Raw genomic sequence first — 24,965 nt, 5'->3', positions numbered from 1 at the left:
CTCTAAACCGCATTGAGAGCGCTTAATTCCCGCGGAACAGCCCATCAAACATGGAGCCGGCGCGGTCCATAAAACTACGTCCTCGAGTAGGTTCGCTGAAGGCGTTGACTGCTTCAACACCATTTGCGGGCGGCGATACAGCATCCGGAACGGAGGCCGTTGTGAGCCCGGCGTCATCGGCAAGTGTGGGGATCGGCGGTGCACCAGCCGGATCAGGAACCGTCGCAGGCCCGGTCTCAGCAACCATCACTGTCGGCTCTCCACCAATCGCGGGTGCATCGTTTGGTAACAGTGCCGGCACCGTTTCGCTTCCGCGAATCTCGGCCAACGCGACCTCAAAGGCTTGTTGATGTTCTGCCTGGGCCAATTCAACCGCTCGAGCAATCTCCGGTGGCGTCGTATAGCTCGGACATTGCTCTGCGGCCGCGAATTGCCCAGCGGCTTCCGCGTTGAAAATGTACCGTCGGTCGCAAACATCGACCCGCGGCGGGAACCCTGTGACTTCGAAGTGCTGATAGCCTTCCTGAAGCATCTGCCAGAAACCAAAGTGCCGATGGTCTGCGTGCTTCGCCATGTTCTCCGGGGTCATCTTAAAGGGAAACGCATGAACCTGAAACGCGCGTTGTCCGCCTTCGAACGCTTCACGCGCGAGAGCGTAAATCTCGGCGATCTGTTCATCGGTCATCGCGTAGCAGCCCGCAGATGAGCAAGCGCCGTGCACCATGAGATGCGAGCCCGTGCGGCCATGCGACCGGTCAAACGTATTGGGGAAGCCGAGATTAAACGACAGATAAAAACTTGAATTCGGGTTCATCTGCGCGGGTCGAACGGTATAGAAGCCTTCCGGCGCCTGCCGGTCACCTTCCCTGAACTTCGGTCCCAGTTCTCCCGACCAAGTGCAGATCTCATAATCCTCCAGCTTCACATACTTGCCGGAGCGGGTCTCCTTCCAGACTTCAAGGATGCTCTCATCCTTAAAAATTCGCATGAAGATGGGGCTAGCCTCGCTGACACCTAGCGACTCCATCTTGGCTTGCATCCGGAAAGGCAGCGGTTCGAGATGCTTCGGCAAATACTCCGACTGGCAAGCAGCGATGAGGGGCGCTGTGCCCGCGAGTAAAGCAATCTTCAAAAGCGTCCGGCGCTCAACCCCGCCAGCACCGGGTTGACCTTCGGGAACAAGGGCATCCGAGCCTTCGTGCTGATGGACTATTGCGGGGGGTATCGAAGACGGCATGTCAACTAAACCTTCATGACGCAGAACAGACAGAGGTGATCAAGAAGACCATGGTGGAGTGTCCTGCTTACGAAAGCTTTACCAGATGGTTAGTGCGGCGCGAAAAATGACGACAATCATCTTAAGAACGTTACAGGAATGAGCCTCGCAACAAAACCGCTCACACCAGCCGATCGAGCTTTCCGGGCAGTGTGGTGACTTGCGGCCACACAATCATGGCCGGACCGTGGCGGCAGACACCAGCGGTGGTGAACGACGTGACCGTTTGGTTAACTCAGTGCTCGTCCGATATCGAGGAACTTCTGCCGCCGTTCAGCTCGCCAATCTGCGTCGGGACGCTCATCGATCTCAGAAAACGTTGACGTGAGCTGATCCCGCACGTTGGCAATCGTCTGCGCTGGATCCCGATGCGCCCCGCCGAGTGGCTCATCAATCACGCCATCGACAACCTTGAAGGCGGTCAGGTCCTCGGCGGTCAGCTTGAGCGCGGAAGCAGCGTCACTTGCCCGCGAAGAATCCCGCCACAATATGGACGCTGCGCCCTCCGGTGAAATCACCGAATAGATTGCGTGCTCAAGCATATAGACGTGGTTTGCAGTGGCCAGCGCGATTGCGCCGCCTGAGCCGCCCTCCCCGATGATCACGCTGACGGTGGGAACGGTGAGGCCAAGGCATGCTTCGGTGGAGCGGGCAATCGCTTCGGACTGTCCACGCTCCTCTGCTCCGATACCAGGATACGCGCCGGCAGTGTCCACAAAGGAGATCACAGGCAGGCGGAAACGCTCGGCAAGTTCCATTGCGCGCACCGCTTTACGATAGCCCTCCGGCCGCGCCATGCCAAAATTATGCTTCAAACGCGACGCCGTATCGTCGCCCTTTTCGTGACCAATAATCATGACCGAACGACCAGAAAAACGAGCCATACCCACCTGGATGGCATGATCGTCCGCAAAGCCGCGATCACCCGCCAAGGTCGTGAAGTCAGTGAACAGCGCCTCAGCGTAGGCCTGCAGATGCGGCCGGTCTGGATGCCGTGCAATCTGGGTCTTCTGCCACGGGGTCAGCTTGGCGTACAGATCGGTCAGCGCCCGCTGAGCCTTGGCTTCAAGCCGGGCAATTTCCTCGCCGACGTCCACCGCTGCATCTTCTTCTTGCAGCGCCTTCAGTTCGGCGACCTTGCCCTCCAGGTCGGCTACCGGTTTTTCGAAATCAAGATAGGTGTGCATCATGCCCCTGGCGCGTCTTTTTGCGCGCGCTTGCTGAGAGTGCCGTCCTGTCGGACGGCTTGGCCCGAGTCAAGGCACACGCTCACCACCAAGCGTGCGCCAGATGCCCTGCTAGCCTTGCTCAGAGAGCGGGTGGCAGGTCGCGACAAGCCCGTGCAAGCGCTCATCAAGAACATGGGTGTAGATCTGCGTGGTCGCAATGTCCTTATGGCCCAGAAGCGATTGAACGGTTCGCAGGTCCGCACCATGGGCAAGCAAATGGCTTGCAAAGGCATGACGCAGAACGTGGGGGGATAGTGTCTTTGCGTCTAACCCGGCCGCCGCACCCAAAGCCTTGAGATCGCGAGCAAAGGCCTGGCGCGTCAGATGCCCCTCTGCGCTATCGGCCGGGAAGAGGTAAACCGAAGGCAAACGCCGGCGATCAGCGTCGAGCGCTTTGAGGTAAAGGCCCAGTGCCGCCTTGGCGAGCGGCGTCAGCGGCAGCAGGCGCTCACGATCGCCTTTTCCACGCACGATAAAGACATCGGCACCCGAGCTAACCGAAGATCGCGGCAAGCTGACCAACTCGCTGACGCGAAGACCAGTTGCGTACAGAAGCTCAATAAGTGCACGCATGCGCAGCGCCCTGACAGAGGCTTTCGGCGACAGATCCTGGCGCTCACATGCCGTTTGCGCAGCCTGCATCAAAGCCTCCACCGATTGCTCGTCTAGAGTCTTGGGAAGAGGCTTGGGTCGCTTGGGGCCGCGCAGCGCTTCACATGGATCATCCTGGCGAATTCCCTCAGAATAAAGGAACTGAAAAAACTGCTTGAGCGCGGACAGCCGTCGCGCGGCGGTGGATGCCTTTGCACCATGGGCCTCAAGTCGAGCGAGGTAACGTTTGATGTCCTCGCTGTGCGCCTCATCGATCGCCCGCGGACAGTCATCAGCGAAATCCAAAAGGTCCCGGCGATAGGCGGCTACGGTGTTTGCTGCCGCCCCTCGTTCAACCGCAACCATATCGAGAAACAGGTCGACGTTCGCGCTGCCCATGGGCCTACTCGAACCGATCTGTGGGTACGCGAACCGAAAGCGGCTGCGGCGTCGGCTCAACATAGTTGGCAAGCGCGTAGATCGCACCCGCAGCGATGGCCAGCAGCAGACATAGGCGCAACAACATGCGAATAGTCGTGGGCATGGGCGCTCCGATAGCAGCGATTGTCGCACGGATCAAAGTTCAACCTGACAACGATGGTCATGGTCGGTTGCAAATCAAAAGCCCTTGCGAGGCTTAAGCGCTTTCAAGTGTGCCGCAAATTGCTTAAGCAACGTTGCCATGAACGCCCCCTCCTCATCCCAGCAGACGGCCAACCCGGCTGAAAGTGGTCCATACGCAGCATCTGCAGCGGATGTTCGGCAAACCCTTGCCGGACGTTCCGTGGTGATGATCGGAATGATGGGTGCTGGCAAATCCTCAATAGGGCGCCGCCTTGCGCAAGCTCTTGGATTGGATTTCGTCGATTCCGACGATGAAATCGAGAAGGCGGCAAACCTTACGATTCCTGAGATCTTTGAGCGGCACGGAGAAGCACATTTTCGCGATGGCGAGCGCAAAGTCATCGCGCGGCTGGTCTCCGAGAAACAGCGCATCATAGCCCTTGGTGGCGGCGCGTTTGAAAACCCAAAAACGCGGGAAGAGGTGGCGCGCAAAGCAATCTCGATCTGGATCAAGGCAGATTTCGAAACATTGATGGAGCGGGTCAAGCGCCGATCCCATCGCCCCTTGCTTCAAACACCGGACCCAGAAGGAACCCTTCGCCGTCTGATAGCGGAGCGCGAACCGAATTACGCGCGCGCCGCGATCACCGTGACCTCCAACCACGCGGCGCATACCGATATGGTACGCGCGTGCATGAAAGCCTTAGCTGCTTACCTATCCAAGTCGTCGGTGTCACAGTGAGCGCGCAACAGACTGTTCGCGTCGACTTGGGTGAACGCGGCTATGACATCCTGATAGGGAACGGTCTGCTCAACGATGCAGGGACCGCGATTTCGCAGCGCGCACCGGGTACGCGGTGTCTGGTTATCACCGACGAACAGGTGGCCGAGGATCACCTCAGTCCGCTGCTGCAGAGCTTGGGATCGAGCGGGATCAACCACAGCGCTTTGATCCTAAGGCCTGGAGAGACCACAAAAAGCTGGGATAGCCTTCGCGAGGCGACGGAAGCCATCCTCTCGGCGCGGCTTGAACGTGGCGATCTTGTCGTCGCGCTCGGCGGCGGAGTGATCGGTGATCTGGCTGGTTTTGCTGCGGCCATTGCCCGGCGCGGGATGCGGTTTGTCCAAATACCGACCAGCCTGCTTGCGCAAGTTGATTCATCGGTCGGCGGCAAGACCGGCATCAACAGCCCACTGGGCAAGAACCTGATTGGCGCGTTCCATCAACCTCTTCTGGTGCTCGCCGATGTCGCCACGCTGCGAACCCTTCCAGCGCGAGAGTTACGCGCGGGCTACGCCGAAATCGTCAAGTACGGTTTGATCGACGACCATGATTTTTTCGAATGGCTCGAACGACATGGCCCAGATTTGTTGGCCGGCGACGATGCGTTGCGTGTCGAAGCGATCGCGCGTTCATGCGCGGCCAAAGCGCGTGTGGTCGCCGCCGATGAGCGAGAAAGCGGTCGACGGGCGCTCCTCAATCTGGGACACACTTTTGGCCACGCCTTGGAAAAGCTCAATGGTTATAAGGCCGATACACTTGTGCACGGAGAAGGCGTAGCGATCGGCATGGTGCTGGCGCACCAGTTCTCCCAGTTTCTTGGCCACTGTTCCGGTCAGGATGTGAACCGCGTGATGGCGCACCTTGAAGCTGTCGGCCTACCCACCCAAATCGGCTCCATGCGGGGACTTTCGCCGGGGATAGATGACCTTGTCGATGCTATGAAACAGGACAAAAAAGTGGCTCGCGGGGCACTGACGTTCATTTTGACGCACGCAATAGGCAAGAGCTTTGTTGCAAGGGATGTGTCAGAAGACGGTCTTCGAGCCTTTCTCGCAACGATCCTCGCTCCCGCTTAGGTCACATACGCATGGTCACATCCGATGTCTGGCTGACTGCGCTTGCCGTTCTGGGCTTGCTGGTTCTGTCTGCTTTCTTTTCAGGTTCCGAAACTGCGCTGACTGCCGTGTCGCGTGCGCGCATGCACCAACGTGAAAAGGGCGGAGATAAACGGGCTGGTCTGGTTGGAAAGCTGACAGAAGCGCGGGAGCGGCTGATCGGCGCCCTTCTGCTTGGCAACAATCTGGTCAACATCTTCGCTTCAGCGCTGGCGACAGCGCTTTTCACCTCGCTTTTCGGCGAGTCTGGAATCGCGCTTGCAACGCTGGTCATGACCGCGCTTGTGCTGGTGTTCGCCGAGGTTCTTCCAAAAACCCTGGCCATCTCCAACACTGATCGCTTCGCGGTTATCGTCGCGCCGGTCGTACGCGTCGTCGTCTTCCTGTTTGCGCCTGTGACTGCCGCAGTCCAGTGGTTCATCCGCAACCTCCTCAAGCTGTTTGGCGTTGACGTCGAAAACATGGACGTCCTGTCGGCGCATGAGGAGATCCGTGGCCAACTCGACTACCTGCATCAGGAAGGCTCGGTGGTGAAAGACGACCGCGACAGGCTCGGCGGCGTGCTCGACCTGCACGAGTTGGAAGTATCCGACGTCATGATCCACCGCACAAAGATGCAGGCCATCGATCTCGATCGACCGCGCGAAGAGATCGTCGACGAAATCCTGAAGAGCCCCTACACGCGCATTCCGCTTTGGAAGGGTCGTTCGGACAATATTGTCGGCGTCATCCACGCCAAGGACGTGTTGCGCGCGCTCCATGCGGCTGGCAGCCCATCAAACGTCCAGATCAGCGAGATCGCCCAGGCACCCTGGTTTGTACCCGATACAACGGGCCTACAGGCACAGCTCAATGCCTTCCTCAAGCGCAAGGCCCATATTGCACTTGCGGTTGACGAATATGGTGAAGTGCAAGGGCTGATCACGCTCGAAGACATTCTCGAGGAAATCGTTGGCGATATTGCAGATGAGCACGATATTTCAGCTGAAGGCGTGCGCCCTATGCCCGATGGATCTGTCGTGGCCGAGGGGTCAGTACCCATCCGCGATCTCAACAGGGTCATGGATTGGAATCTGCCCGACGAGCACGCCACCACGATCGCGGGGCTTGTCATCCATGAGGCAAGGCTGATCCCTGATCGCGGACAGGCCTTCACCTTCCATGGGTTCAGGTTCAACGTCCTGCGTCGCCAAGGCAATAAGCTGACCAGCCTCAAGGTCGCGCCACTCAAGGTCAGCCCGCAACCGGGCCTTTAGCGCCTGCGCGCCCGTATCTCATTGCCGGGTCATTTGAGCGGTCAATGTATCGGACGGTCGGTCCGTTTGATTGTATTGATTATCGACGAAAACGCTGAGACGCCCATCATCAAGGTTGAGGCGCATGGTCCGCGTGGCGCTAAAGGTGAAGAACACCGCGACCAGCGCATCGCCAACCTGTTCGGCTTGTTCAGACCAGTTCCAAGAACATAAAACGCGGCCACAGCGCGTATCCGCCTTCACGCGTAAAGCCTCAACCTGGTCTCCGACACAAGACAGTTCGATCGTGATACGCCCCAGCGCGTTTTGCGCCGGTCGGTCAACAGTCCAGACAGACACGGGCGCAAGAGCGCACCAATCAGCCCCGCCGTTGGGGAGCTCGTGAACAATCGACGTTTGCGCCCCGGCTCCCAAAGGACTGAGCAAACACGACGCAACGCCGATGCTGGCGAGCAGGCGCCTCAACTGACTCCGGCTGGCGATCACGCTGCAGGCTCGCCCGGCACCACGCCCGCGCGCGGGTGCGCTTCGCGATAGCGCTGCATCAGGGCGTCCGCATCGATGCGTGTATAGATTTGTGTGGTCGACAGGCTGGCGTGGCCCAACAGATCCTGAATGGTTCGCAAGTCTCCACCGCCTGCAAGCAGATGCGTCGCGAAGGCGTGGCGAAGCGCGTGGGGCGTGGCCGTTGAGGGCAAGCCAAGCCGACCGCGTGCGGTTTCTGTGACCTTGCGAACAATCCGCTGATCGAGTGGACCGCCCCGCGCACCACGGAAAAACGGCTCATCCGGTGCCAGGATCATCGGAACGAGCTCGCGATACCGTTCGCAGGCGTCAGCAATCATCGGCAGAACCGGGACAAGCCGGGTTTTGCCGCCTTTGCCCGTGATCCGAAGCGTTTGTTGCGATGGTGATGGTCGCGGAGCGGTGCCGCCAGTCAGCGAAAGCGCCTCGGAGACGCGCAGGCCAGCGCCATACATCAACGCAAAGACCGCTGCGTTTCGGGCCACGAGCCAAGGCTTGGCTTCGAAATCGTCCGCTTCGCCCCTTGCCATTTTCACCGCAGCTTGGGCGTCGATCGGACGCGGTAGCCTGTCGGGGGTTTTGGGGGTCTTCACAGCACGCGCCGGCGCTGCCTGCGCCAGACCCTGCGATTCCAGAAAGGTCAGGTAAGACCGGATTGCAGCAAGGTTGCGCGCTCGGGTGCGGGCCGACGCGCCCTCTTGCAACCGGCCAGCCAGAAACCGGCGGATATCGGCAGGCCTCAGATTCGCGAGCGCCTCCGGAAGGTCCTTTCGACCGCTACCCAGAAAGCCGATGAACGCGCGAACATCCGCGCCATACGCATCGCACGTTGCCTGCGCCAACCGCCGCTCGCTGCGCATATGGCGTTGCCAGTCAGCAAAGCGGCTGGAGGGATGAGAGTCCGGTTCGAACGCTTCGCCCGGCGCTGCTCGCTTGCCATCTCGCTTCAAGCTTCGCTCCCGTGTCGGTGCATCATCACTGGCGCTGCTGCGCCGGCGCGCGTGAAATCGGCTAACGCAACTAGGTTACCATCAAGTCAAAGCCTGAGCCAAAATGATAACGCCGAAAGACGCGTTCCAGCTCGGTCGACCGGCCCACGGGTCCGTAGCGGTATCGGAGTATATCGCTTGCGGACTGCGACATTATCGGCAAGCCCGGTTGACTCACAGGCTTCAATCGCTAGTTTCCGCCTCGCATCTTTCAGATCAATTATGTCCGCTGCATGTTTTCAATAGCAAACATGCTCGCGATTGATCGCGCGTCTGCCGACGAGCGGGACATGTATTACTTTGTGTATGAAAGTGGAAACGAGGAAAAACCTCAGATGAAAAAATCAATTATTGCAGCCAGTGCATTTGTACTGGCAACAGCGGGCAGCGCACTGCTCGCGCCCGCGAAGGCGCAAGCGTGCGATCTCGATCGGGATATCGTTTTTGGCGACCTCGACTGGGCATCGGCACAGTTTCACAACCGGGTTGCGCAGTTCATCGTTGAAGAAGGCTACGGCTGCTCGACAGATGTCATTCCCGGTTCAACACTCCCCATTTACAACGGCATGGCGCGCGGCGACATCGACATCGCTATGGAAATCTGGGTGCCAAACGTCCAGGACTGGTGGGATGAAGAAACCGCTAAAGGCACGGTCCGCGCCGTGGGTGTGTCCTATCCAGATGCTGTGCAGGGATGGTTCGTACCGCGCTACCTTGTGGAGGGCGACGACGCACCCGCTGCGGGTCTGACCTCCGTTGCGGACCTCGCCCAGTTAGCCAGTGTCTTCGAAGACCCCGAAGACCCCGACATGGGCCGCTTCTACAACTGCATTGCCGGTTGGGGCTGCGAGGACGCCAATACGCGCAAGCTGGCCGCCTACGGTTTGGACGAGACGTTCACGAACTTCCGCCCCGGAACGGGTGGGGCGTTGGCGGCGGCCATCGAGTCCGCCATCCTGCGCGAACAGCCGATCGTCTTCTATTATTGGGGCCCGACTTGGGTCCTTGGTAAAGTCGGCGATCAGGTGTTGCAGCTCGAAGAACCCGCCTATGACGAGGAAATCTGGAACGCGATGATGTCGGCGGATCCCGCCGATTCAGCGGCGCAGGCTACCGCCTACCCCGTCATCAAGGTGGAGATCGGCGTTAACGCCGAATTCGGCGATCAAGCGCCGACCATCGTCGAGTTTCTTGGAAACTACGGTATGAACGGAGCCGATGTATCGGCCGCGCTTCTGTACATGCAAGAGAACGATGTTGAAGCCGACGAAGCGGCGCTGGAGTTCCTGCGCACCCGTGAGGACCTTTGGACCCCTTGGGTTTCCGCTGAGGTTGCTGACAGGGTCCGCGCCGCGCTGTAAGCGATCGGATGGCGATACATTAAGGGCCGGGGTAGCAATACCCCGGCCTTTTTTATGTCGCGACTCGATGAATGACCAGGGACTGTCGGCCTTGCTAACCTCAGCAGACGGAGCTCAACTTCACCCCTCGCGAATATCCACAAAGTGCCCGTGAATAGCGGCGGCGGCGGCCATCGCCGGCGAGACCAGATGCGTGCGGCCCTTGAAGCCCTGGCGGCCCTCGAAGTTGCGGTTCGATGTCGAGGCGCAACGCTCCTCGGGGGTCAGCTTGTCGGCGTTCATCGCAAGACACATCGAGCAACCCGGCTCACGCCAATCGAAGCCAGCCTCCTTGAAGATCACATCGAGGCCTTCCTGCTCGGCCTGCTGCTTCACGAGCCCCGAACCGGGAACGATCATCGCGCTGAGGGTGGTCGCAACCTTACGATCCTTCACGACCTTTGCGACCTCGCGCAAATCTTCGATCCGTCCATTCGTGCAGGACCCTATAAACACGCGATCGAGCTTGATGTCGGTCATGCGCATGCCTGGCTCCAGCCCCATATAGGCCAGAGCCCGCTCCTTGGATGCCCGCGTATTGGGGTCTTCAATAGCCGCAGGATCGGGGACGGCACCGGTCACCGAGATCACATCTTCCGGGCTCGTCCCCCAGGTGACGATCGGCGGCAAATTGGCAGCGTCGAGCACAACCTCGCGATCGAAATAGGCTCCATCATCGGTAGGCAGGCTCTGCCAATAGGTCTTGGCCATCTCCCAAGCCGCACCTTTCGGCGCTCGCGGGCGATCCATGATGTAGTCATAGGTTTTCTCATCCGGTGCGATGAGGCCTGCGCGCGCGCCGCCTTCAATCGACATGTTGCAGACCGTCATGCGGCCTTCCATCGACAAGGACCGTATAGCCTCGCCGGCGTACTCGATCACCGAGCCAGTCCCGCCGGCAGTGCCAATCTCGCCGATGATGGCGAGGATGATGTCCTTGGCGGTGACCCCGTCGGGCAGCGCGCCATTGACGGTGACGCGCATGTTCTTCGCCTTTTTCTGAATCAGCGTCTGCGTCGCCAGAACATGCTCGACTTCCGACGTGCCGATCCCGTGGGCCAGCGCACCAAACGCACCGTGCGTCGAGGTATGGCTGTCGCCGCACACAATGGTCATGCCTGGCAGCGTGAAGCCCTGCTCGGGCCCAACGATGTGGACGATGCCCTGCCGAATATCGACCGGATCGTAATATTCGATCCCGAACTCGGCAGCGTTCCGACCGAGCGTATCGACCTGAAGGGCGCTTTCGGGATCATCAATGCCTTTCGACCGATCAGTGGTCGGAACGTTGTGATCGACAACGGCCAATGTGCGTTCGGGGGCGCGCACTTTCCGCCCGCTCATGCGCAGACCCTCAAACGCCTGCGGACTGGTAACCTCGTGGACAAGATGCCGATCGATATAAAGCAGCCCTGTGCCGTCATCTTGCATGTGAACAAGATGATCATCCCAGATTTTGTCGTACATCGTGCGCGGAGCGGCTGAACCGGTCATCGGGCAGTCCTATAATGATGGTATGCGGGAGGCTTCAAATAGCTTCATTAGCTTTTACTTGCAACGCCTTGATAGGCTTCGCGGTGGCATCAACCCACCAATAGCCAAGGGGAGATGATCGGATTGACGAGGCCGGTGGACATTTGAGCGCGGGCGGGCGTACGGTGCCGCGCAAACGCGTCAGCCCGGGGGAATCGCATGCCGTCGTTACAGTCCATCCGCACCATCAAGAGGTTACGCACGGGGGTAGCCGCAGGGGCGGTACTTGCAGCAGCAATCGCACCAACACAGGCTCAAGACGCCGAGCTAGCGCCAACTTTTGGAGATTCGCAACTCGAGCAAGGCTTTGGTGAACATGTTCTGACCATTCAGGCGGGCGGCGAATTCGATGCCGCGTCTGCAGGCCCCGGCTGCAACGGCTTCATCGCTGAAGCACCTGATTACCTGATCGAGTATCTTGGCACTGGAGAGCTGGAGATCGCAGCAAACTCACAAGAAGATACGACCATTCTCGTCCAGGATCCCTCCGGCGAGTTCCTGTGCAATGACGATTTTGACGAGGTCAATCCCCAGGTCACCATTAGCGGCAACGCCTTCGGCTTCACCGCGATCTGGGTGGGTACCTTTGCACCCATCGTAAACAACACATATCCCGACGCCGACATTATTGTGCGAGAGGTGGCAGGCTCGGACACAATCGCTCCAGCCGTGCCTGCGCCAGATGTGGCAACTGACCTCCCGTTCAACGCTGGCGCGGAGCCGACATTCGGGCGTCTCGATCTCATCGGCGCCGAACCCGCGTCGCTCGACCTGCAAGCGGGCGGACCAGTCGAGGCGGTGATCCAAAACGTCGATTGTGCCGGTTTTGTCGCCGACGTTCCCGATACGGTTATTGGCCATGTTGGAGGCGTCCTCCAGATCGATGTTGTCTCCGAAACGGACACAACGCTGGTTGTGGTCGGCCCCGATGGCCTGACCTACTGCAACGACGACAATGTCGATCTCAATCCAGGGCTGCGCATCGCCGGTGCACAAGCAGGTGACTACGCGGTATTTGTCGGGACCTTTGAGCCAATCGTCGACGATTTTTATCCAAACGCGACCGTGACCGCATTCTCTGGCGATGGAGGGGCAGACATACCCGGTACGTTCGGCAACGCCAGGGCGAGCATCGAACCCGCCTTCGGTTCAATCACCCTGAACGCCGGTTTCGGTGAGCATAGTATCAGCCTACAAGCAGGCGGTGATTTCGAAGCGTTTGAGCTGGGCAGCGATTGCGCCGGGTTCATTGCGGAGGCACCCGACTACGTCGCGCGGCTCGACGCGCCAGCGGGCGTGCGCATTTCCGCCCGGTCTGAAAGCGATACAACGATGGCGATCGTCGCACCTGATGGCACGGTCTTTTGCAACGACGACACCGAAGGCCTCAACCCCGCCATCACGCTTGCTGATGGGGTGCCGGGCGCCTATGCGATCTGGGTTGGCACATTTGAAGCTGGCGACTTTCCTGACGCGACGTTGAACATCACGGAAGCCGGCAGCAAAGGCTCGAACCCCAGCCAAGCCGCGGTACGCACCACACTCACTGCAGGCTTTGAAGACGATCCGTTTACAACGGATCTTCAAGTTGGCGGGTCCATGGATGCTTCGGCGCTCGATGAAACCTGCGTCGGTTTTATCGCAAGGGATCCCAATTTCGTTCTCAGCTATAATGCCGGCGACTGGCCCCTCCGCATCTACGTCGTCTCGGACGCTGACACCACAATGGCGGTCCGATTGCCTGATGGCTCGATCCGCTGCAACGACGATTTTGATGGCTTGAACCCGTCTGTGGCTATGAGCGTCCCATCGTCAGGAGACTATGAGGTTTTCGTTGGCACTTTCAGTCAAGACGGTGGGCGCCCGAACGCCACCATTGCTGTCACTGAACTGGTCGACCAAAAAGACCTGCCGCCCGATGCGGTGACACAGATGACGGTGGCAGCAGGCGCCACACGTCAGGATTTCGACTTGCTTGCCGGAGGCACCTTTCTCGCCTCGGACTTTGCACCCACTGGCTGCCCCGGCTACGTATCCCGTGCGGCAGACTTCACCGTTGATGTCAGCGAAGGCGGGCTGGATGTCGAAGTGACTGTGCGCTCATCCGAAGACACCACGCTTGTGGTGCGTGCGCCGTCAGGCAGTTACTCCTGCGACGATGATTCAGGTGGTGAGTTTCATCCGCTTGTTACCCTGTCAGCAGCAGAAAGAGGGTCCTATCAGGTCTGGTTGGGCACTTTTTCAAGCGTCGGTCACGCTCCGGCCATGTTGTCAGTTCGCGATATAAATGCTGCATCCCCAACCCCTCCAAATGTTCCCGGTGGTGGTAAGAAATAGCCGGGCGTCAGTTCAAACGGAGCTTGCGCTCAGCGCCCATCAAAACGTCATCCCCTCCTAGAAAAGGAAACAACATGGCCCTCACCCTTCGCCAACGGAACCGTAAGCCTGTGATCGCCACACTGGTTGTTGCCGGCGCGCTCGCCACGGCAGGCTGCCAATCGATGAGCCGACTTGACCAAAACACTCTGGCTGGCGGCGTTGTCGGGGGCGGACTGGGTGCACTGACCGCCGCTGCATTCGGTGCAAGCACTGGCTGGGTTATTGTCGCTGGCGCCGCTGGCGCAACCGCAGGCGCGCTTTACGCCCGTCATGCGACGCGCGACGAATGCGCCATTTCGAACGGCGATGGGACGTTCCGCATCGTCTCCTGCTGATTGAAGGCGTAGGTGCCAAGCCATCCCCGCTATCAGCCATCCCCGCTATCAGCCGGTCGCGCAAACGTTGCTTGCCGACAATTGGGGCCGGCTGACGCGGTATGAGTTCAACTACTTGCGGCATGACGGTAACTGGCAGCTGCAGGTTCGCGAAGCTTACGATCGCGGCAATGGCGTCGCTGCACTCCTGCACGACCCGGCCGGCGATACGGTGCTCCTCATCAAACAGTTTCGGCTGCCAGCTTTGCTGAATGGCCATACTGGCGACCTGATCGAGGTACCGGCAGGCAAGATGGAAGGCGACGATCCGGCCGCGCACATGCGCACCGAGCTGTTCGAAGAGACCGGCTACCGCATCGGCGCACTCGAATGCGTGTTCGACAGCTTCATGAGCCCCGGCTCGGTCACCGAGCGGCTCGCCCTATTCGTTGGAAACTATGACCGCGCTAAGCGTGCCGGTGAGGGTGGAGGGGCCTTGGATGAAGGTGAAGACATCGAGGTGCTTCACCTGCGATTCGATGACGCGATGAACATGGTTATGAGCGGCGAGATCGTCGACGCGAAAACGATCATCCTGTTGCAGCACATGGCGCTGTCGAGACGCTGATAGTGAAGCCGAAAACAAAAAAGGGCGACCGCCTGGCCGCCCTTGATCGTACTGTGGCTTGCTCAGCCTAGTTTTCGGTTGCTTCAGCTTCGCTCACTTCAGCAGCCGCTTCGGCTTCCTTGGCAGCTGCCTCGGCGGCCTTCGCCTCTTCTTTCGCGGCAGCCGCAGCAGCTTTCTCGGCAGCAATGCCTGCGCGCACCTCATCATTGAGCGCCCGCGCCCGCGTGTTGGTCGCTTCGGCGATACGGGCTGACTTCCCGCGGCGATCGCGCAGATAATACAGCTTCGCGCGGCGAACCTTACCGCGACGGACGACTTCGATGCTGTCGAGGAGCGGTGAGTAGAGCGGGAAGACACGCTCCACGCCCTCGCCATAAGAAATCTTGCGAACCGTGAAGCTCTCGTTCAGGCCGCCGCCCGAGCGCGCAATGCAAACACCTTCATAGGCCTGCACACGGGTACGCGTGCCTTCGGTCACGCGGACGTTCACCTTGAGTGTATCGCCCGGCGAAAATTTCGGAATGGGCCGCTTGGCTTCAAGCTCCGCGGCATGTTCTTTTTCAAGTTCAGCGATGATGTTCATCGGCTGATCTCCATGGTCTGATCCAGAGGCATCACAAGGGCCGTGCGCGGATGTATCCGGGAGCCACGGGATGCATGCGTGTTCTCAAAAAAGCCCGTCGGTGAGCGGCCAAGATGACCTACCCGCATCGAGCGACCCGGGTGCACAGGCTTGCTGTAAACTGGTGGGTGACCGCTTCGCAGTCAGGGCGGTCGTGTACACGAGGTGCCCGAGCTTGTCGAGTGGTCTAGGGCAGCAAATCCGGGCGGCGTGCTCGGGTCAGCGCCTCGGCCTGTTCACGGCGCCAATCGGCGATTTTCTTGTGGTCGCCGGAGCGCAGCACGTCGGGGATCTTGCGCCCCTCCCATTCGACTGGCCGGGTGTAGTGCGGATGCTCAAGCAGCCCGTCTTCAAAGCTCTCATGCGCGCCGGATTGGGTGTTTCCCATGACACCCGGCAGCAGCCGCACAACCGCATCGATCAACACCTGTGCGGCCACCTCGCCACCGGATAAAACGTAGTCGCCGATCGAGACCTCTTGAAGGCTCCGCGCTTCGATGACCCGCTCGTCGACGCCTTCGAACCGGCCACAGACGATGACGGCGCCGGGTCCTTGCGCGAAATCTCGGATCATTGTCTGGGTAAGGGGTACCCCACGAGGAGACATCAAGAGACGCGGGCGCGCATCATCTTTGAGGAGCTGGGCATCAAGCGCGCGGGCCAAAACGTCGGGCCGCAGCACCATACCCGCGCCGCCACCGGCCGGTGTATCGTCCACCGACCGGTGCTTGTCGGTCGCAGCATCGCGGATGCTGTGAACGTCCAGCGACCACACACCATCCGCCAGCGCTTTGCCGGCCAACGCCATACCAAGCGTGCCCGGGAACATCTCGGGGTACAAGGTGAAGACGGAGGCCCTAAACACCATCCGCCTCGTCAGGCTTTGCACCCGGCGGATCGAGCAGGCCGTCCGGCGGGTCGAGCACGACATAACCTTGAGCGACGTTCACCTCTGGAACCACAGCCTTGGTAAAGGGCGCAAGAACCGACGGTCCGCCGCGATCCGGCTTGATGTCGAGCAGATCATCGGCCCCATAATTGGCGACCTGAACGATCACACCGAAACGCGCACCATCAAGCAGGCGCACCTCCATTCCGATCAAATCGGCATGGTAGAAATCGTCAGCGTCGTCGGGATCAGGCAGGGCGGAGCGCGGCAATCCGAGCTCCACACCGTTGAGGGCTGCGACGGCATCGCGGTCGTTTATGCCCTTGAAACGCGCGATCACCATGTCCGGCGATTTCCCCGCCCGGGTGCTTTCCGCCTCCAAAGACCCTTTTCCGTCCGCCCGCGAGAGCGGCCCATAGACGGTCAGACAATCGGGGTTGTCACCAAACAGTTTCACCCGCGCCGCACCGCGCACCCCGTTGGGCGCGCCAATGCGGGCGAGGATCACAAAAGGGTCTGACCCCGCCATCGCTGCCGAACTATTCGGCCTTCTCGGCGTCTTCCGAGGGTGCCTCTTCTGCGGCGCCTTCCGCGGGAGCGTCTTCAACTGGCGCTTCCTCCGCCGGCGTTTCTTCCGCCGACGCCTCTGGCTCAGCGGCGGCTTCAGCTGCCGCCTCAGCCTTCATCCGTTCTTTCTCGGTCTTCTCTTCCGCGCGCTCTTTAGCCTTTGCACCCGGCTCGGCCTTTTGCGGGTTGTTGCGCGGCTCGCGCTTGGCCAGCCCGGCTTCATCGAGAAAACGAAGCACGCGATCGGTTGGCTGCGCACCAACGGAGAGCCAATGCTGGATACGGTCGGTATTGAGCTGGACGCGATTGTCATTGTCCTTGGCGAGCATCGGATTGTAGCTGCCAACTTTCTCGATGTAGCGACCATCGCGCGGCGCGCGCGCATCGGCAGCGACAATGGAGTAGTAAGGGCGTTTTTTCGACCCGCCGCGGGCGAGACGCAGTTTGATAGCCATGGATGAATTCCTTTGGTTTGAGCTATTGAAGAAACTGTGATGGGGGGAGGTGCCGATAGAGATCGGCGGTGAAACTTGTGACCTCTTGGGTTGACTCGTACGTCGCACCAAGCCGTTGGGCGACACCGCGTGACGCCAAGTTGTCCTTGTCGATGAGGCTCATGGCGGTTTCCCAACCCAGAACCTCATAAGCAAACTTAAGAGATGCACGTGCAGCTTCGGTAGCGTAGCCTTTTCCTTGATGGGCAGGATGCAGCGTCCATCCGATTTCCGGCTCGGGCCAACCGAAAGGAAAATGCGGTCCGCAATATCCAGCGAACGCGCCGGTTTCCTTCTCTTCCAGCGCAAACATCGCGTAGCCGCGGATCGCCCATTGGCCGATGCGCTGACAAATCATACGCCAGACATCGTAGCGGGGCATTGCCCCACCAATGTAGCGGGTGTGGTTCTCGTCAGCACAAATCTCAGTGAGACCATCAAGGTCATCCTCACGCCAATCGCGCAACAGCAGCCGCGATGTCTCAAGCGTGGGCACAGTGAAGCGATACTCGGTCACGATTTCCGCTCCCAGTGCGCTTCATCGGGTACCTTATGCCGATAGAGCAGCGAAGGCCGACCGCGGAACAGGCAATCCTCTTCACGGTGTGCGCCAAGCTTTTCCGCAACCCTCTGTGACGCTTTGTTGTCGGGATGCATAAAGGAAAACGGTGCGTCCTGACCTTCCATCTGCGTCCACCAGACCAGTGCAGCACCTGCAGCTTCAGGCGCGTAGCCCTTACCCGCAAATTCAGGAAAGACCGACCAACACAGCTCTGGCTCATCCAGATTATGCGGATGCCAGAGCCCGGCCCAACCGGCCAGCTCGTCGGTCTCGATGTCTTCAACGGCAAAAATGCCGTAGCCGCGCAGCATCCACCCGCCGGCGAAGCCTTCGAACAACTCCCACGCGCGCGAACGGTCGACTTCGCCGCCGCGATAGCGGTTGGCATCGTCGTCGGCGAGAAAGTCCGCAAGCGGCTCGAAATCATCCAGCTGCCAACCGCGCAAGCGAAGGCGCGTCGTCTCAAGTATTGGAACGGCTTCGGTCATTTGCGCCGCTTTGATTTGCCGCCACGAACAGGGCCGGTGAGCCCCGGAAGGCCCGGCATTCCGCCCCCACCCAGACCAGGCAAAGCGCCCGGAGCGCCAAGACCCGGTAGGCCCGGCATACCGCCGCCTTGCGCCATCTTGGAAAGCGCATCGGGATCAAGATTGGGCATTTGACCAGCGCCACCGGCCGCTTGTTGCGCAGCTGCGATCTCTTCTGGGCTCGGCGCTCCGCCGCCGAACAGGCCCGAAAGCATCCCACCCTTTTTCTTGCCCATAGCCTTCATCATGTCGGCCATCTGGCGATGCATCTTCAGCAGTTTGTTCACGTCGGCCACTGCCATACCGGAACCCGCAGCTATGCGTTTCTTTCGGCTCGCTTTCAGAAGATCTGGCTTGGCGCGTTCCTTCGGCGTCATGGATTGGATGATCGCGATCTGGCGCGTGATCGTCTTGTCGTCGATGCCAGACTCGTCAATCTGCTTTTTCATCTTGCCGATGCCGGGCATCAGGCCCATCAGCCCACCCATGCCACCGAGCTTCTGCATCTGCTGCATCTGTTCGGCGAGATCATTCAGATCGAATGCACCCTTCTGCATCCGCTTGGCCATCTTGGCCGCTTTGTCCTGATCGATCTGCTGGGCCGCTTTCTCGACCAGCGAGACGATGTCGCCCTGTCCCAGAATGCGCCCTGCAATCCGCTCGGGATGAAACTCTTCCAGCGCGTCGGTCTTCTCACCGGTCCCGATAAGTTTGATCGGTTTGCCCGTCACAGCCCGCATGGCCAGCGCCGCACCACCGCGACCATCACCATCGACGCGGGTCAGAACAATACCCGTCACATTGAGGCGTTGATCGAAGGCACGCGCCGTGTTGACCGCGTCCTGACCGGTGAGCGCATCGACAACCAGCAGCACCTCGTGCGGCTGCGCCACGGACTGGATGTCAGCCGTTTCCGCCATCAAGGCTTCGTCGACGGTCGTCCGACCTGCGGTATCCAACAGCACCACGTCGTGGCCACCCAGGCGCGCCGCATCCATCGCACGCTTGGCGATCTGGACGGCGCTCTGACCCTCGACGATGGGAAGCGTCGGTACCTCAAGTTGCTCACCGAGCACGCGCAGCTGCTCCATCGCAGCGGGACGGCGCGTGTCGAGCGAGGCCATAAGGACCTTCTTCTTCTCACGCTCGACCAAGCGCTTGGCAAGTTTCGCGGTGGTGGTCGTCTTTCCCGAACCCTGCAAGCCGACCATCAGGATCGGCACCGGCGGAACCGCTTGCAGGTCGATGACTTCGGCATCCGATCCCAGCACGGCAACAAGCTCGTCATGGACGATCTTGATGACCTGCTGCCCTGGAGAGACCGACTTCAGGACTTCCGACCCGACAGCCCTTGCGCGAACCTGATCTACAAAGCCGCGCACCACCTCAAGCGCGACATCGGCTTCCAGAAGCGCCCGGCGCACCTCGCGCAATGCCTCGTTGACATCTTTCTCGGACAGGCTCCCTCGTTTGGTGAGGCTGTCGAAGATACCGGAAAGGCGGTCTGAAAGACTATCGAACATGATCGGTTCCCGTTGGCTTGCAGATAATCGCCAAAGCATAAAGCTCCCGCGGGCGCATCGCGCTGGCGGGAGTTCACCTCCGGCATCGCTTGAGATGTAAGCGCACCGGTCGGCTCATGCAAAAACGTGCATCAGCAAGAATTCGCGGTCTATGCGGGCATGCTGTTGCGAAGTCAAGGTGAAACCACTAGCTGCATGCCATGCAACGCCGTGCGCTTCTCGCCTCCGGGGCAAGCGCCCTGCTCGCCCGTTTTCTACCTGCTTCCCGCTCCGCTGCTGCAGGTGCCGCCCATCGGCCCAGCGGCTACCTGCGCACAAATTGGAGCCGCGATCCCTACTCTCTCGGTTCATACTCCTACATCGCCAACGGTTCGCCACCAGCCGACCGCACAATCCTCAACGCACCGGTCGGCAACCGCATTTACTTCGCGGGCGAGGCTGCCCATCCGCCTTACGAGGGGACGGTCCACGCCGCGTATGAGTCGGGCCTTAATGCAGCGGCTGCGATCACGCGTGACAGCCACCGATCGGTGGGCGTTATTGGTGCAGGCATAAGCGGTCTGTCTGCGGCCCATGCGCTTTCCAAAGCGGGGCTCGACGTCCGCGTCTTCGAAGCGCGCGATCGGACCGGGGGCCGCATATGGACCGATAATACGCTCGGCGTCCCACTTGATCTCGGCGGTAGCTGGATACACGGCGATGAAGGCAATCCGCTGGTTGGGCTGGCTGCAAAGGCGGACGCCGACACCTTGGTCACAGACGAAGACTACATCGTCCGGGGCGATGGCGGGCGACGCCTGGGCTGGCTATCGACACCGGGTTGGCTGGAAACGGTCGCGTCGTGGGAAGCATCAACGGGCGCGGACTATGCGCTGGTCGATTGGCAGGCCTATGAACAGCAGGATGATTATGAGGGAGATGACCTCATGTTTCCGTCCGGCTACGAGACGATCCTTCAGACGCTAGCGGGCGACTATGAAGTCACACTCGGCACGGAGATCGACGGGGTCGTCCTCGACCAGGGCGGGGCAGTCCTGCGCTATGGCTCGACTACAGTCTTGTTGGACGCTGTCCTCGTCACCGTACCCCTGGGTGTGCTCAAGGCCGGCAAACTGGCGTTCGATCCACCGCTGCCGGCGAACAAACAGCAGGCCATCCAGCGCATGGGAATGGGCACGCTCGACAAGCTCTATCTGCGGTTCGATGAGGCCTTTTGGGATGCGGACACCACCTGGATTTTGACACCGGATACGGGCCTGCCGCGGGGCCAGTTCAACCAGTGGCTCAACCTCATGCCCTACTTGGGAGAGCCGATCCTCATGGCATTCAATGCCGCATCGGCGGCTCTGGCGCTCGCAGAGCTCGATGACGAGACGCTGGTCGGGCGGGCGGCGGATGTGCTCAGCAGGACTTATCCAGACTAACCGCACATGAAGGAGGTTCTCATTGCGACGCTGGCGCTCTATAGGCGTCGGCTGAGCGGACGCGGAATGGCGCAATCCGCCATCAGGGGAAAACAGGGGAACAAAGGAAACCCGACATGGGACTCATTTCATTCGTAAAAGACGCTGGCAAGCGGCTGTTCGGCGGCGGCGACAACCCCGCAGAGGCGATCGAGAAAGAGGTCGCGGAACTTGGGCTGGAGGGTGACGTGACCGTCGAAGTCGACGGCGACACGGTCAAGATCGGCGGATCGGCGCCCACACAGGAACTGCGCGAGAAAATTGTGCTTGCCGCAGGAAACGTTGAGGGTATCGCAGCTGTTGATGACAGCATCGAGGCTGGTGACGGCGGCGACGAGGCCGAATATCACACGGTCGAGAAGGGCGACACTCTTTGGGCGGTGGCGACCAAGGCTTATGGGGATGGCTCCAAATACACCGCCATTTTTGAAGCCAACAAGCCGATGCTCTCCGACCCGGACAAGATCTATCCTGGCCAGGTTCTGCGCCTTCCGAAGCTTGCCTAGGCCCCAACGCCAATCTTCCAAGTCAAGCTCTTAGACCCGGTCAGCCTGCTGGCCGGGTTTTTCGCACGTACGCTTGAACAACAGATAAGGGCCAGCGTGCTGGGTTTGCTTGGTCATCAACACGCCCCAAGAAACACGCCCCAAGAAACACGCCCCAAGACGGTCTTCGGAAAAAAATCTCCGACACAACAAAAAAAGTTCAGGGACCTGTCGATTGGCAGCTGCCTCATTCGTCATGGCTGTGAAAGCGCGGGGGAACCAACACACGCTTTCACGATCGAAAAGGCCCCTCAGGCCAAACACAGCTAGGAGTAAAAGCCATGACCTTCACGACCATCGCAGCCATCGCGGCCAGCCTTATCGCCCTTGCAGCCATCGCACCTTTTGCACTGCCAAGCAGCAAAACCGTCGAGCGCACGGCAATCGTCGACGCAGACCCCTCGGACATCTATGCGCTGCTGGCAAGCACGCAAGGCTTCCAGACCTTCAACCCTTACCGAGACACCGATCCCAATCTCGCAATCACGCCGATGGGTCCAGAGGCCGGAATTGGTGCGGCCTTCGCGTTCAAGGGTAAAGAAGGGGAAGGCACGCAGACGATCACGCGCCTTGAGGAGAACACCGAAGTTGAAATGCTGATCGACCTTGGTGCCATGGGCCAGCCCGTGCAGACCTTCACACTAAACGCCCACGCAGACGGGACACAGATTGTCTGGTCCGTTGAAAGTGAGTTCGGCCTCAATCCGATCGGACGGGTGTTTGGGCTGTTCATGGATGGCATGTTGGGCCCGATCTACGAGCGTGGCTTATCCAACCTCGCAAACGTGGTCGCCGAGCCGGCCTGATCACCACGCCAGACAACGGCCGGGCACTCTCGCCCGCGCTGCTCAACACTTCTACGATTAAGGATCAGACCCATGCGGTACACGTTTTTTCTCTACAACAACGAAGCCGACTTCGCCGACGCAAGCGAAGACGATATGCAGCAGTCCATGCAAGCGTTCGGCGCCTACATCGGCGCTCTCAAACAGGCCGGTGTTCTCGTCGAGACCGATTGGCTGCAGCCCTCCCCCACGGCCACGACCATCACCTTGAAAGGCGGCGAAAAGCGAGTGCAAGATGGGCCGTATGCTGAGACCAAAGAGCAGCTAGGGGGCTTCTTTGTCATTGATGTTGCCGATCTCGATGCGGCCCTTGAATGGGCTGAGAAATGCCCATCGGTGCATTACGGCATCATCGAAGTACGGCCGTCTGCCATGCCAGAGGGACGAAACGGCGCCTAAACCCCGAGCAGCTGTGGCCGGCGGATGACGGCCTTGAACCTTCCGCCGACCGCCGCCCCGTTCAACACCGTCGACCAGGTGGCACGCACCGCTTATGGCCGCCTGGTCGCCGTCCTTGCCAAGAGAACCGGCGACATTGCAGCCGCCGAGGACGCAATCGCCGATGCGTTCTCAAGGGCCTTGGTTCGCTGGCCCGAAGACGGCATCCCGTCCAACCCAGAAGGCTGGCTTCTGACGGTGGCACATAACCGCGAAAACGACCGGCTTCGTTCAAGTGCACACAAAACGTCATTGGCCGGTGATACGCTTGAAGACATGGAGCGCCGCTCCGATGCGGCCATCGCAAAGACAATGCAAACGCTGACCACGGACAGCCTTCCCGATGAACGTCTCAAACTGATGTTTGTGTGTGCACACCCGGCAATCGATGAAACGGTACGGACCCCGCTGATGCTCCAAACGGTCCTGGGAGTTGAGGCCGCGGACATTGCAGCTGCCTTCGCTGTACCGACCTCGACCATGGCGCAGCGTCTGGTGCGGGCCAAGAGAAAGATCAAGCAAGCCGGCATCCCTTTTGAGGTTCCGGGTCGGGATGCACTCGACGAGCGGCTCGAATACGTTCTGGAGGCAATCTACGGTGCTTACGCAAGCCAATGGCTCCTGTCGGACAACCCCGACACCGAAAACGCACGTGATCTTTGTGATGAGGCACTTTTCCTTTCCGACCTTCTGGTGGAATGCATGCCCGACCATGCCGAAGCGCTAGGGCTTGCATCGCTGCTTTGGTTCATCCGCTCGCGCAGCGCCGTCAGGGTTAGTGTCGACGGCGAGCTGGTGCCCATAAGCGTACAGGACTGCGCAGGCTGGGATCGCTTGGCCTTAGCCCGCGGGCACGCGTTACTGAACAGAGCCAGCGCTTTTGGGCAGATTGGCCGGTTTCAACTTGAGGCGGCCATTCAATGTGTGCATGCGGATCGCAAACGCACCGGCGAGACAGACTGGCCCGCCATCGTACAACTGTACCAGGGTTTGCTTTCGCAGGTTCCGACCTTGGGAGCTGCCGTCGCCCATGCAGCAGCGGTTGGGGAAGCCTTCGGTCCACAAGCAGGCCTGAACGCTCTCGATCGACTTGATCAAGATGCCTTGCTGACGTTTCAGCCAGCATGGGCGACCCGGGCTCACCTGTTGTCACAAGGGGCAAGTGATTCGGCTACCTTGGCCGCTTTTGAAGGGGCAATCGCCCTGACGCGGGACCCAGCGACGCGCGCGTACCTCACTCGAAAAGCAAAAAAATGTAAGCCGACGTAACGACAAGCGGGCGGTTTCACTCCCGGGCATCGAAAAACCGGTTGATTGGCTGGGCAAAGTAAGGGTTATTGTCTATATCAATTAGGAGTAACTCACCCTCCAGTTTCGCGTTATCTGCAAAGGTTCCGTGTGGAAGTTTGGACAGATGACAGAACAGGATGGCGACGGCGCGTTAGGACCCTGCATTGTTGTCATCGATGACGATCCGATGGACCGGCATGTTCTCATACGAAGCCTCAAGGAGATCGACGAAACGGTTGAAGTCATCGAGGTAAGCGACCCTCGGCAGGCGGTTCAGACGATTGATGAACGCACACCTGTTCTCGCTTTGCTCGATATACAGATGCCGATGATGAGCGGATTTGATGTGCTTATCGCGCTAGGTGGCCGTTCGGCTCCACCCGTAATGATGTTGTCCAGTTCCGCGTATGTTGTTGATCGTGATCGCGCCATGAAGCTGGGCGCGAGCGCTTACCACGTGAAGCCCTCATCTCTCGATGGTTATCGGGCTTTGGCGAATGATATCAGGTCGGCGTATTCTAGCCGGTCAGACAAGATCCAGAATTGAATTAAGGTTGAATTTCTCCCCCCGATTTCCCCAGTTCCCCCCACATCAATCACCCTGCGACGACGGAGCA

The 24,965-nt window shown here is 59.8% G+C and carries 27 protein-coding genes; 13 read left to right on the top strand and 14 right to left on the bottom strand.

The window, feature by feature from the left end; translation table 11 throughout:
- Positions 1-22: 22 nt before the first annotated feature.
- The 4 genes from AAF739_10045 to AAF739_10030 form a co-directional block, all read right to left on the bottom strand.
- Entirely contained in the window at positions 23-1,237 is a 1,215-nt protein-coding gene (locus AAF739_10045) for a murein L,D-transpeptidase family protein (GenBank protein MEM6383005.1), read from the bottom strand.
- 269 nt (positions 1,238-1,506) lie between these two features.
- A complete protein-coding gene (locus AAF739_10040) occupies positions 1,507-2,463 on the bottom strand; it encodes an acetyl-CoA carboxylase carboxyltransferase subunit alpha (GenBank protein ID MEM6383004.1) in 957 nt (318 codons plus the stop codon).
- 111 nt (positions 2,464-2,574) lie between these two features.
- Positions 2,575-3,495, bottom strand: coding sequence for a site-specific tyrosine recombinase XerD (locus tag AAF739_10035; GenBank protein ID MEM6383003.1), 921 nt, complete (start codon positions 3,493-3,495; stop codon positions 2,575-2,577).
- 4 nt (positions 3,496-3,499) lie between these two features.
- Positions 3,500-3,640: a hypothetical protein gene (locus AAF739_10030; protein MEM6383002.1), complete on the bottom strand. Its 141-nt coding sequence runs from the start codon at positions 3,638-3,640 to the stop codon at positions 3,500-3,502.
- 138 nt (positions 3,641-3,778) lie between these two features.
- Here AAF739_10030 and AAF739_10025 point away from each other — a divergent pair, with 138 nt between their 5' ends.
- From AAF739_10025 to AAF739_10015, 3 genes are read left to right on the top strand one after another with little or no spacing between them, the layout of a single operon-like run.
- Entirely contained in the window at positions 3,779-4,402 is a 624-nt protein-coding gene (locus AAF739_10025; GenBank protein MEM6383001.1) for a shikimate kinase, read from the top strand.
- Positions 4,399-5,520 carry a 3-dehydroquinate synthase gene (gene aroB / locus AAF739_10020; GenBank protein MEM6383000.1) on the top strand — a complete coding sequence of 374 codons (1,122 nt, stop codon included), beginning with the start codon at positions 4,399-4,401 and terminating at the stop codon, positions 5,518-5,520. The genes AAF739_10025 and aroB overlap by 4 nt, the downstream gene beginning before the upstream one ends.
- Positions 5,521-5,531: 11 nt before the next feature.
- The gene (locus AAF739_10015) at positions 5,532-6,815 is read left to right on the top strand and encodes an HlyC/CorC family transporter (GenBank protein MEM6382999.1); all 1,284 of its coding nucleotides are present in this window, start codon (positions 5,532-5,534) and stop codon (positions 6,813-6,815) included.
- Between the two features lie 18 nt (positions 6,816-6,833).
- Here the strand turns inward: AAF739_10015 and AAF739_10010 are convergent, their stop codons facing one another.
- Positions 6,834-7,154 (bottom strand): hypothetical protein, encoded by a 321-nt coding sequence (locus tag AAF739_10010; GenBank protein MEM6382998.1) that lies wholly within the window; start codon positions 7,152-7,154, stop codon positions 6,834-6,836.
- 143 nt (positions 7,155-7,297) lie between these two features.
- Complete coding sequence (locus AAF739_10005) at positions 7,298-8,290, bottom strand: tyrosine recombinase XerC (protein ID MEM6382997.1); 993 nt, start codon at positions 8,288-8,290, stop codon at positions 7,298-7,300.
- A gap of 272 nt (positions 8,291-8,562) precedes the next feature.
- On the opposite strand from AAF739_10005, the gene AAF739_10000 reads away from it, so the two are divergent.
- Positions 8,563-9,690, top strand: a complete 1,128-nt coding sequence (locus AAF739_10000; GenBank protein ID MEM6382996.1) for an ABC transporter substrate-binding protein — start codon at positions 8,563-8,565, stop codon at positions 9,688-9,690.
- Between the two features lie 120 nt (positions 9,691-9,810).
- On the opposite strand, the gene leuC is transcribed toward AAF739_10000, so the two are convergent.
- On the bottom strand, positions 9,811-11,223 hold the full coding sequence (leuC, locus tag AAF739_09995; protein ID MEM6382995.1) for a 3-isopropylmalate dehydratase large subunit: 1,413 nt from the start codon (positions 11,221-11,223) through the stop codon (positions 9,811-9,813).
- A gap of 198 nt (positions 11,224-11,421) precedes the next feature.
- On the opposite strand from leuC, the gene AAF739_09990 reads away from it, so the two are divergent.
- The 3 genes from AAF739_09990 (at position 11,422) to AAF739_09980 (ending at position 14,583) form a co-directional block, all read left to right on the top strand.
- Positions 11,422-13,599 carry a hypothetical protein gene (locus tag AAF739_09990; protein ID MEM6382994.1) on the top strand — a complete coding sequence of 726 codons (2,178 nt, stop codon included), beginning with the start codon at positions 11,422-11,424 and terminating at the stop codon, positions 13,597-13,599.
- A gap of 74 nt (positions 13,600-13,673) precedes the next feature.
- Entirely contained in the window at positions 13,674-13,976 is a 303-nt protein-coding gene (locus AAF739_09985) for a glucose-6-phosphate isomerase (GenBank protein ID MEM6382993.1), read from the top strand.
- A 67-nt stretch (positions 13,977-14,043) separates the two neighbouring features.
- Positions 14,044-14,583 carry an NUDIX domain-containing protein gene (locus tag AAF739_09980; GenBank protein ID MEM6382992.1) on the top strand — a complete coding sequence of 180 codons (540 nt, stop codon included), beginning with the start codon at positions 14,044-14,046 and terminating at the stop codon, positions 14,581-14,583.
- Positions 14,584-14,650: 67 nt separating this feature from the next.
- Here AAF739_09980 and rplS read toward each other — a convergent pair whose 3' ends face one another.
- The 7 genes from rplS to ffh form a co-directional block, all read right to left on the bottom strand.
- Positions 14,651-15,166 (bottom strand): 50S ribosomal protein L19, encoded by a 516-nt coding sequence (rplS, locus tag AAF739_09975; GenBank protein ID MEM6382991.1) that lies wholly within the window; start codon positions 15,164-15,166, stop codon positions 14,651-14,653.
- Positions 15,167-15,392: 226 nt separating this feature from the next.
- Entirely contained in the window at positions 15,393-16,073 is a 681-nt protein-coding gene (gene trmD / locus AAF739_09970; protein MEM6382990.1) for a tRNA (guanosine(37)-N1)-methyltransferase TrmD, read from the bottom strand.
- The gene (rimM, locus tag AAF739_09965) at positions 16,063-16,623 is read right to left on the bottom strand and encodes a ribosome maturation factor RimM (GenBank protein MEM6382989.1); all 561 of its coding nucleotides are present in this window, start codon (positions 16,621-16,623) and stop codon (positions 16,063-16,065) included. The genes trmD and rimM overlap by 11 nt, the downstream gene beginning before the upstream one ends.
- 10 nt (positions 16,624-16,633) lie before the next feature.
- A complete protein-coding gene (rpsP, locus tag AAF739_09960) occupies positions 16,634-17,116 on the bottom strand; it encodes a 30S ribosomal protein S16 (GenBank protein ID MEM6382988.1) in 483 nt (160 codons plus the stop codon).
- A 22-nt stretch (positions 17,117-17,138) separates the two neighbouring features.
- Complete coding sequence (locus AAF739_09955; GenBank protein ID MEM6382987.1) at positions 17,139-17,672, bottom strand: GNAT family N-acetyltransferase; 534 nt, start codon at positions 17,670-17,672, stop codon at positions 17,139-17,141.
- Entirely contained in the window at positions 17,669-18,205 is a 537-nt protein-coding gene (locus AAF739_09950) for a GNAT family N-acetyltransferase (GenBank protein ID MEM6382986.1), read from the bottom strand. The genes AAF739_09955 and AAF739_09950 overlap by 4 nt, the downstream gene beginning before the upstream one ends.
- Complete coding sequence (gene ffh, locus AAF739_09945; protein ID MEM6382985.1) at positions 18,202-19,767, bottom strand: signal recognition particle protein; 1,566 nt, start codon at positions 19,765-19,767, stop codon at positions 18,202-18,204. The genes AAF739_09950 and ffh overlap by 4 nt, the downstream gene beginning before the upstream one ends.
- A gap of 200 nt (positions 19,768-19,967) precedes the next feature.
- Between ffh and AAF739_09940 the strand changes: the two genes are divergently transcribed.
- From AAF739_09940 to AAF739_09915, 6 genes are all read left to right on the top strand, one after another.
- Positions 19,968-21,191, top strand: coding sequence for an FAD-dependent oxidoreductase (locus AAF739_09940; protein ID MEM6382984.1), 1,224 nt, complete (start codon positions 19,968-19,970; stop codon positions 21,189-21,191).
- Between the two features lie 116 nt (positions 21,192-21,307).
- A complete protein-coding gene (gene lysM, locus AAF739_09935; GenBank protein MEM6382983.1) occupies positions 21,308-21,736 on the top strand; it encodes a peptidoglycan-binding protein LysM in 429 nt (142 codons plus the stop codon).
- A 320-nt stretch (positions 21,737-22,056) separates the two neighbouring features.
- On the top strand, positions 22,057-22,581 hold the full coding sequence (locus tag AAF739_09930) for an SRPBCC family protein (protein MEM6382982.1): 525 nt from the start codon (positions 22,057-22,059) through the stop codon (positions 22,579-22,581).
- Between the two features lie 72 nt (positions 22,582-22,653).
- Complete coding sequence (locus AAF739_09925) at positions 22,654-23,019, top strand: YciI family protein (GenBank protein ID MEM6382981.1); 366 nt, start codon at positions 22,654-22,656, stop codon at positions 23,017-23,019.
- Between the two features lie 33 nt (positions 23,020-23,052).
- Entirely contained in the window at positions 23,053-24,327 is a 1,275-nt protein-coding gene (locus tag AAF739_09920) for a DUF6596 domain-containing protein (protein ID MEM6382980.1), read from the top strand.
- A 145-nt stretch (positions 24,328-24,472) separates the two neighbouring features.
- The gene (locus tag AAF739_09915; GenBank protein MEM6382979.1) at positions 24,473-24,895 is read left to right on the top strand and encodes a response regulator; all 423 of its coding nucleotides are present in this window, start codon (positions 24,473-24,475) and stop codon (positions 24,893-24,895) included.
- Positions 24,896-24,965 lie beyond the last annotated feature (70 nt).

This window comes from Pseudomonadota bacterium (genome assembly GCA_039024915.1).
GTDB lineage: Bacteria > Pseudomonadota > Alphaproteobacteria > Rhizobiales > MH13 > MH13.
Note: the sequence above shows the minus strand (reverse complement) of the source record. Positions and strands in the feature narration are given on the sequence as shown.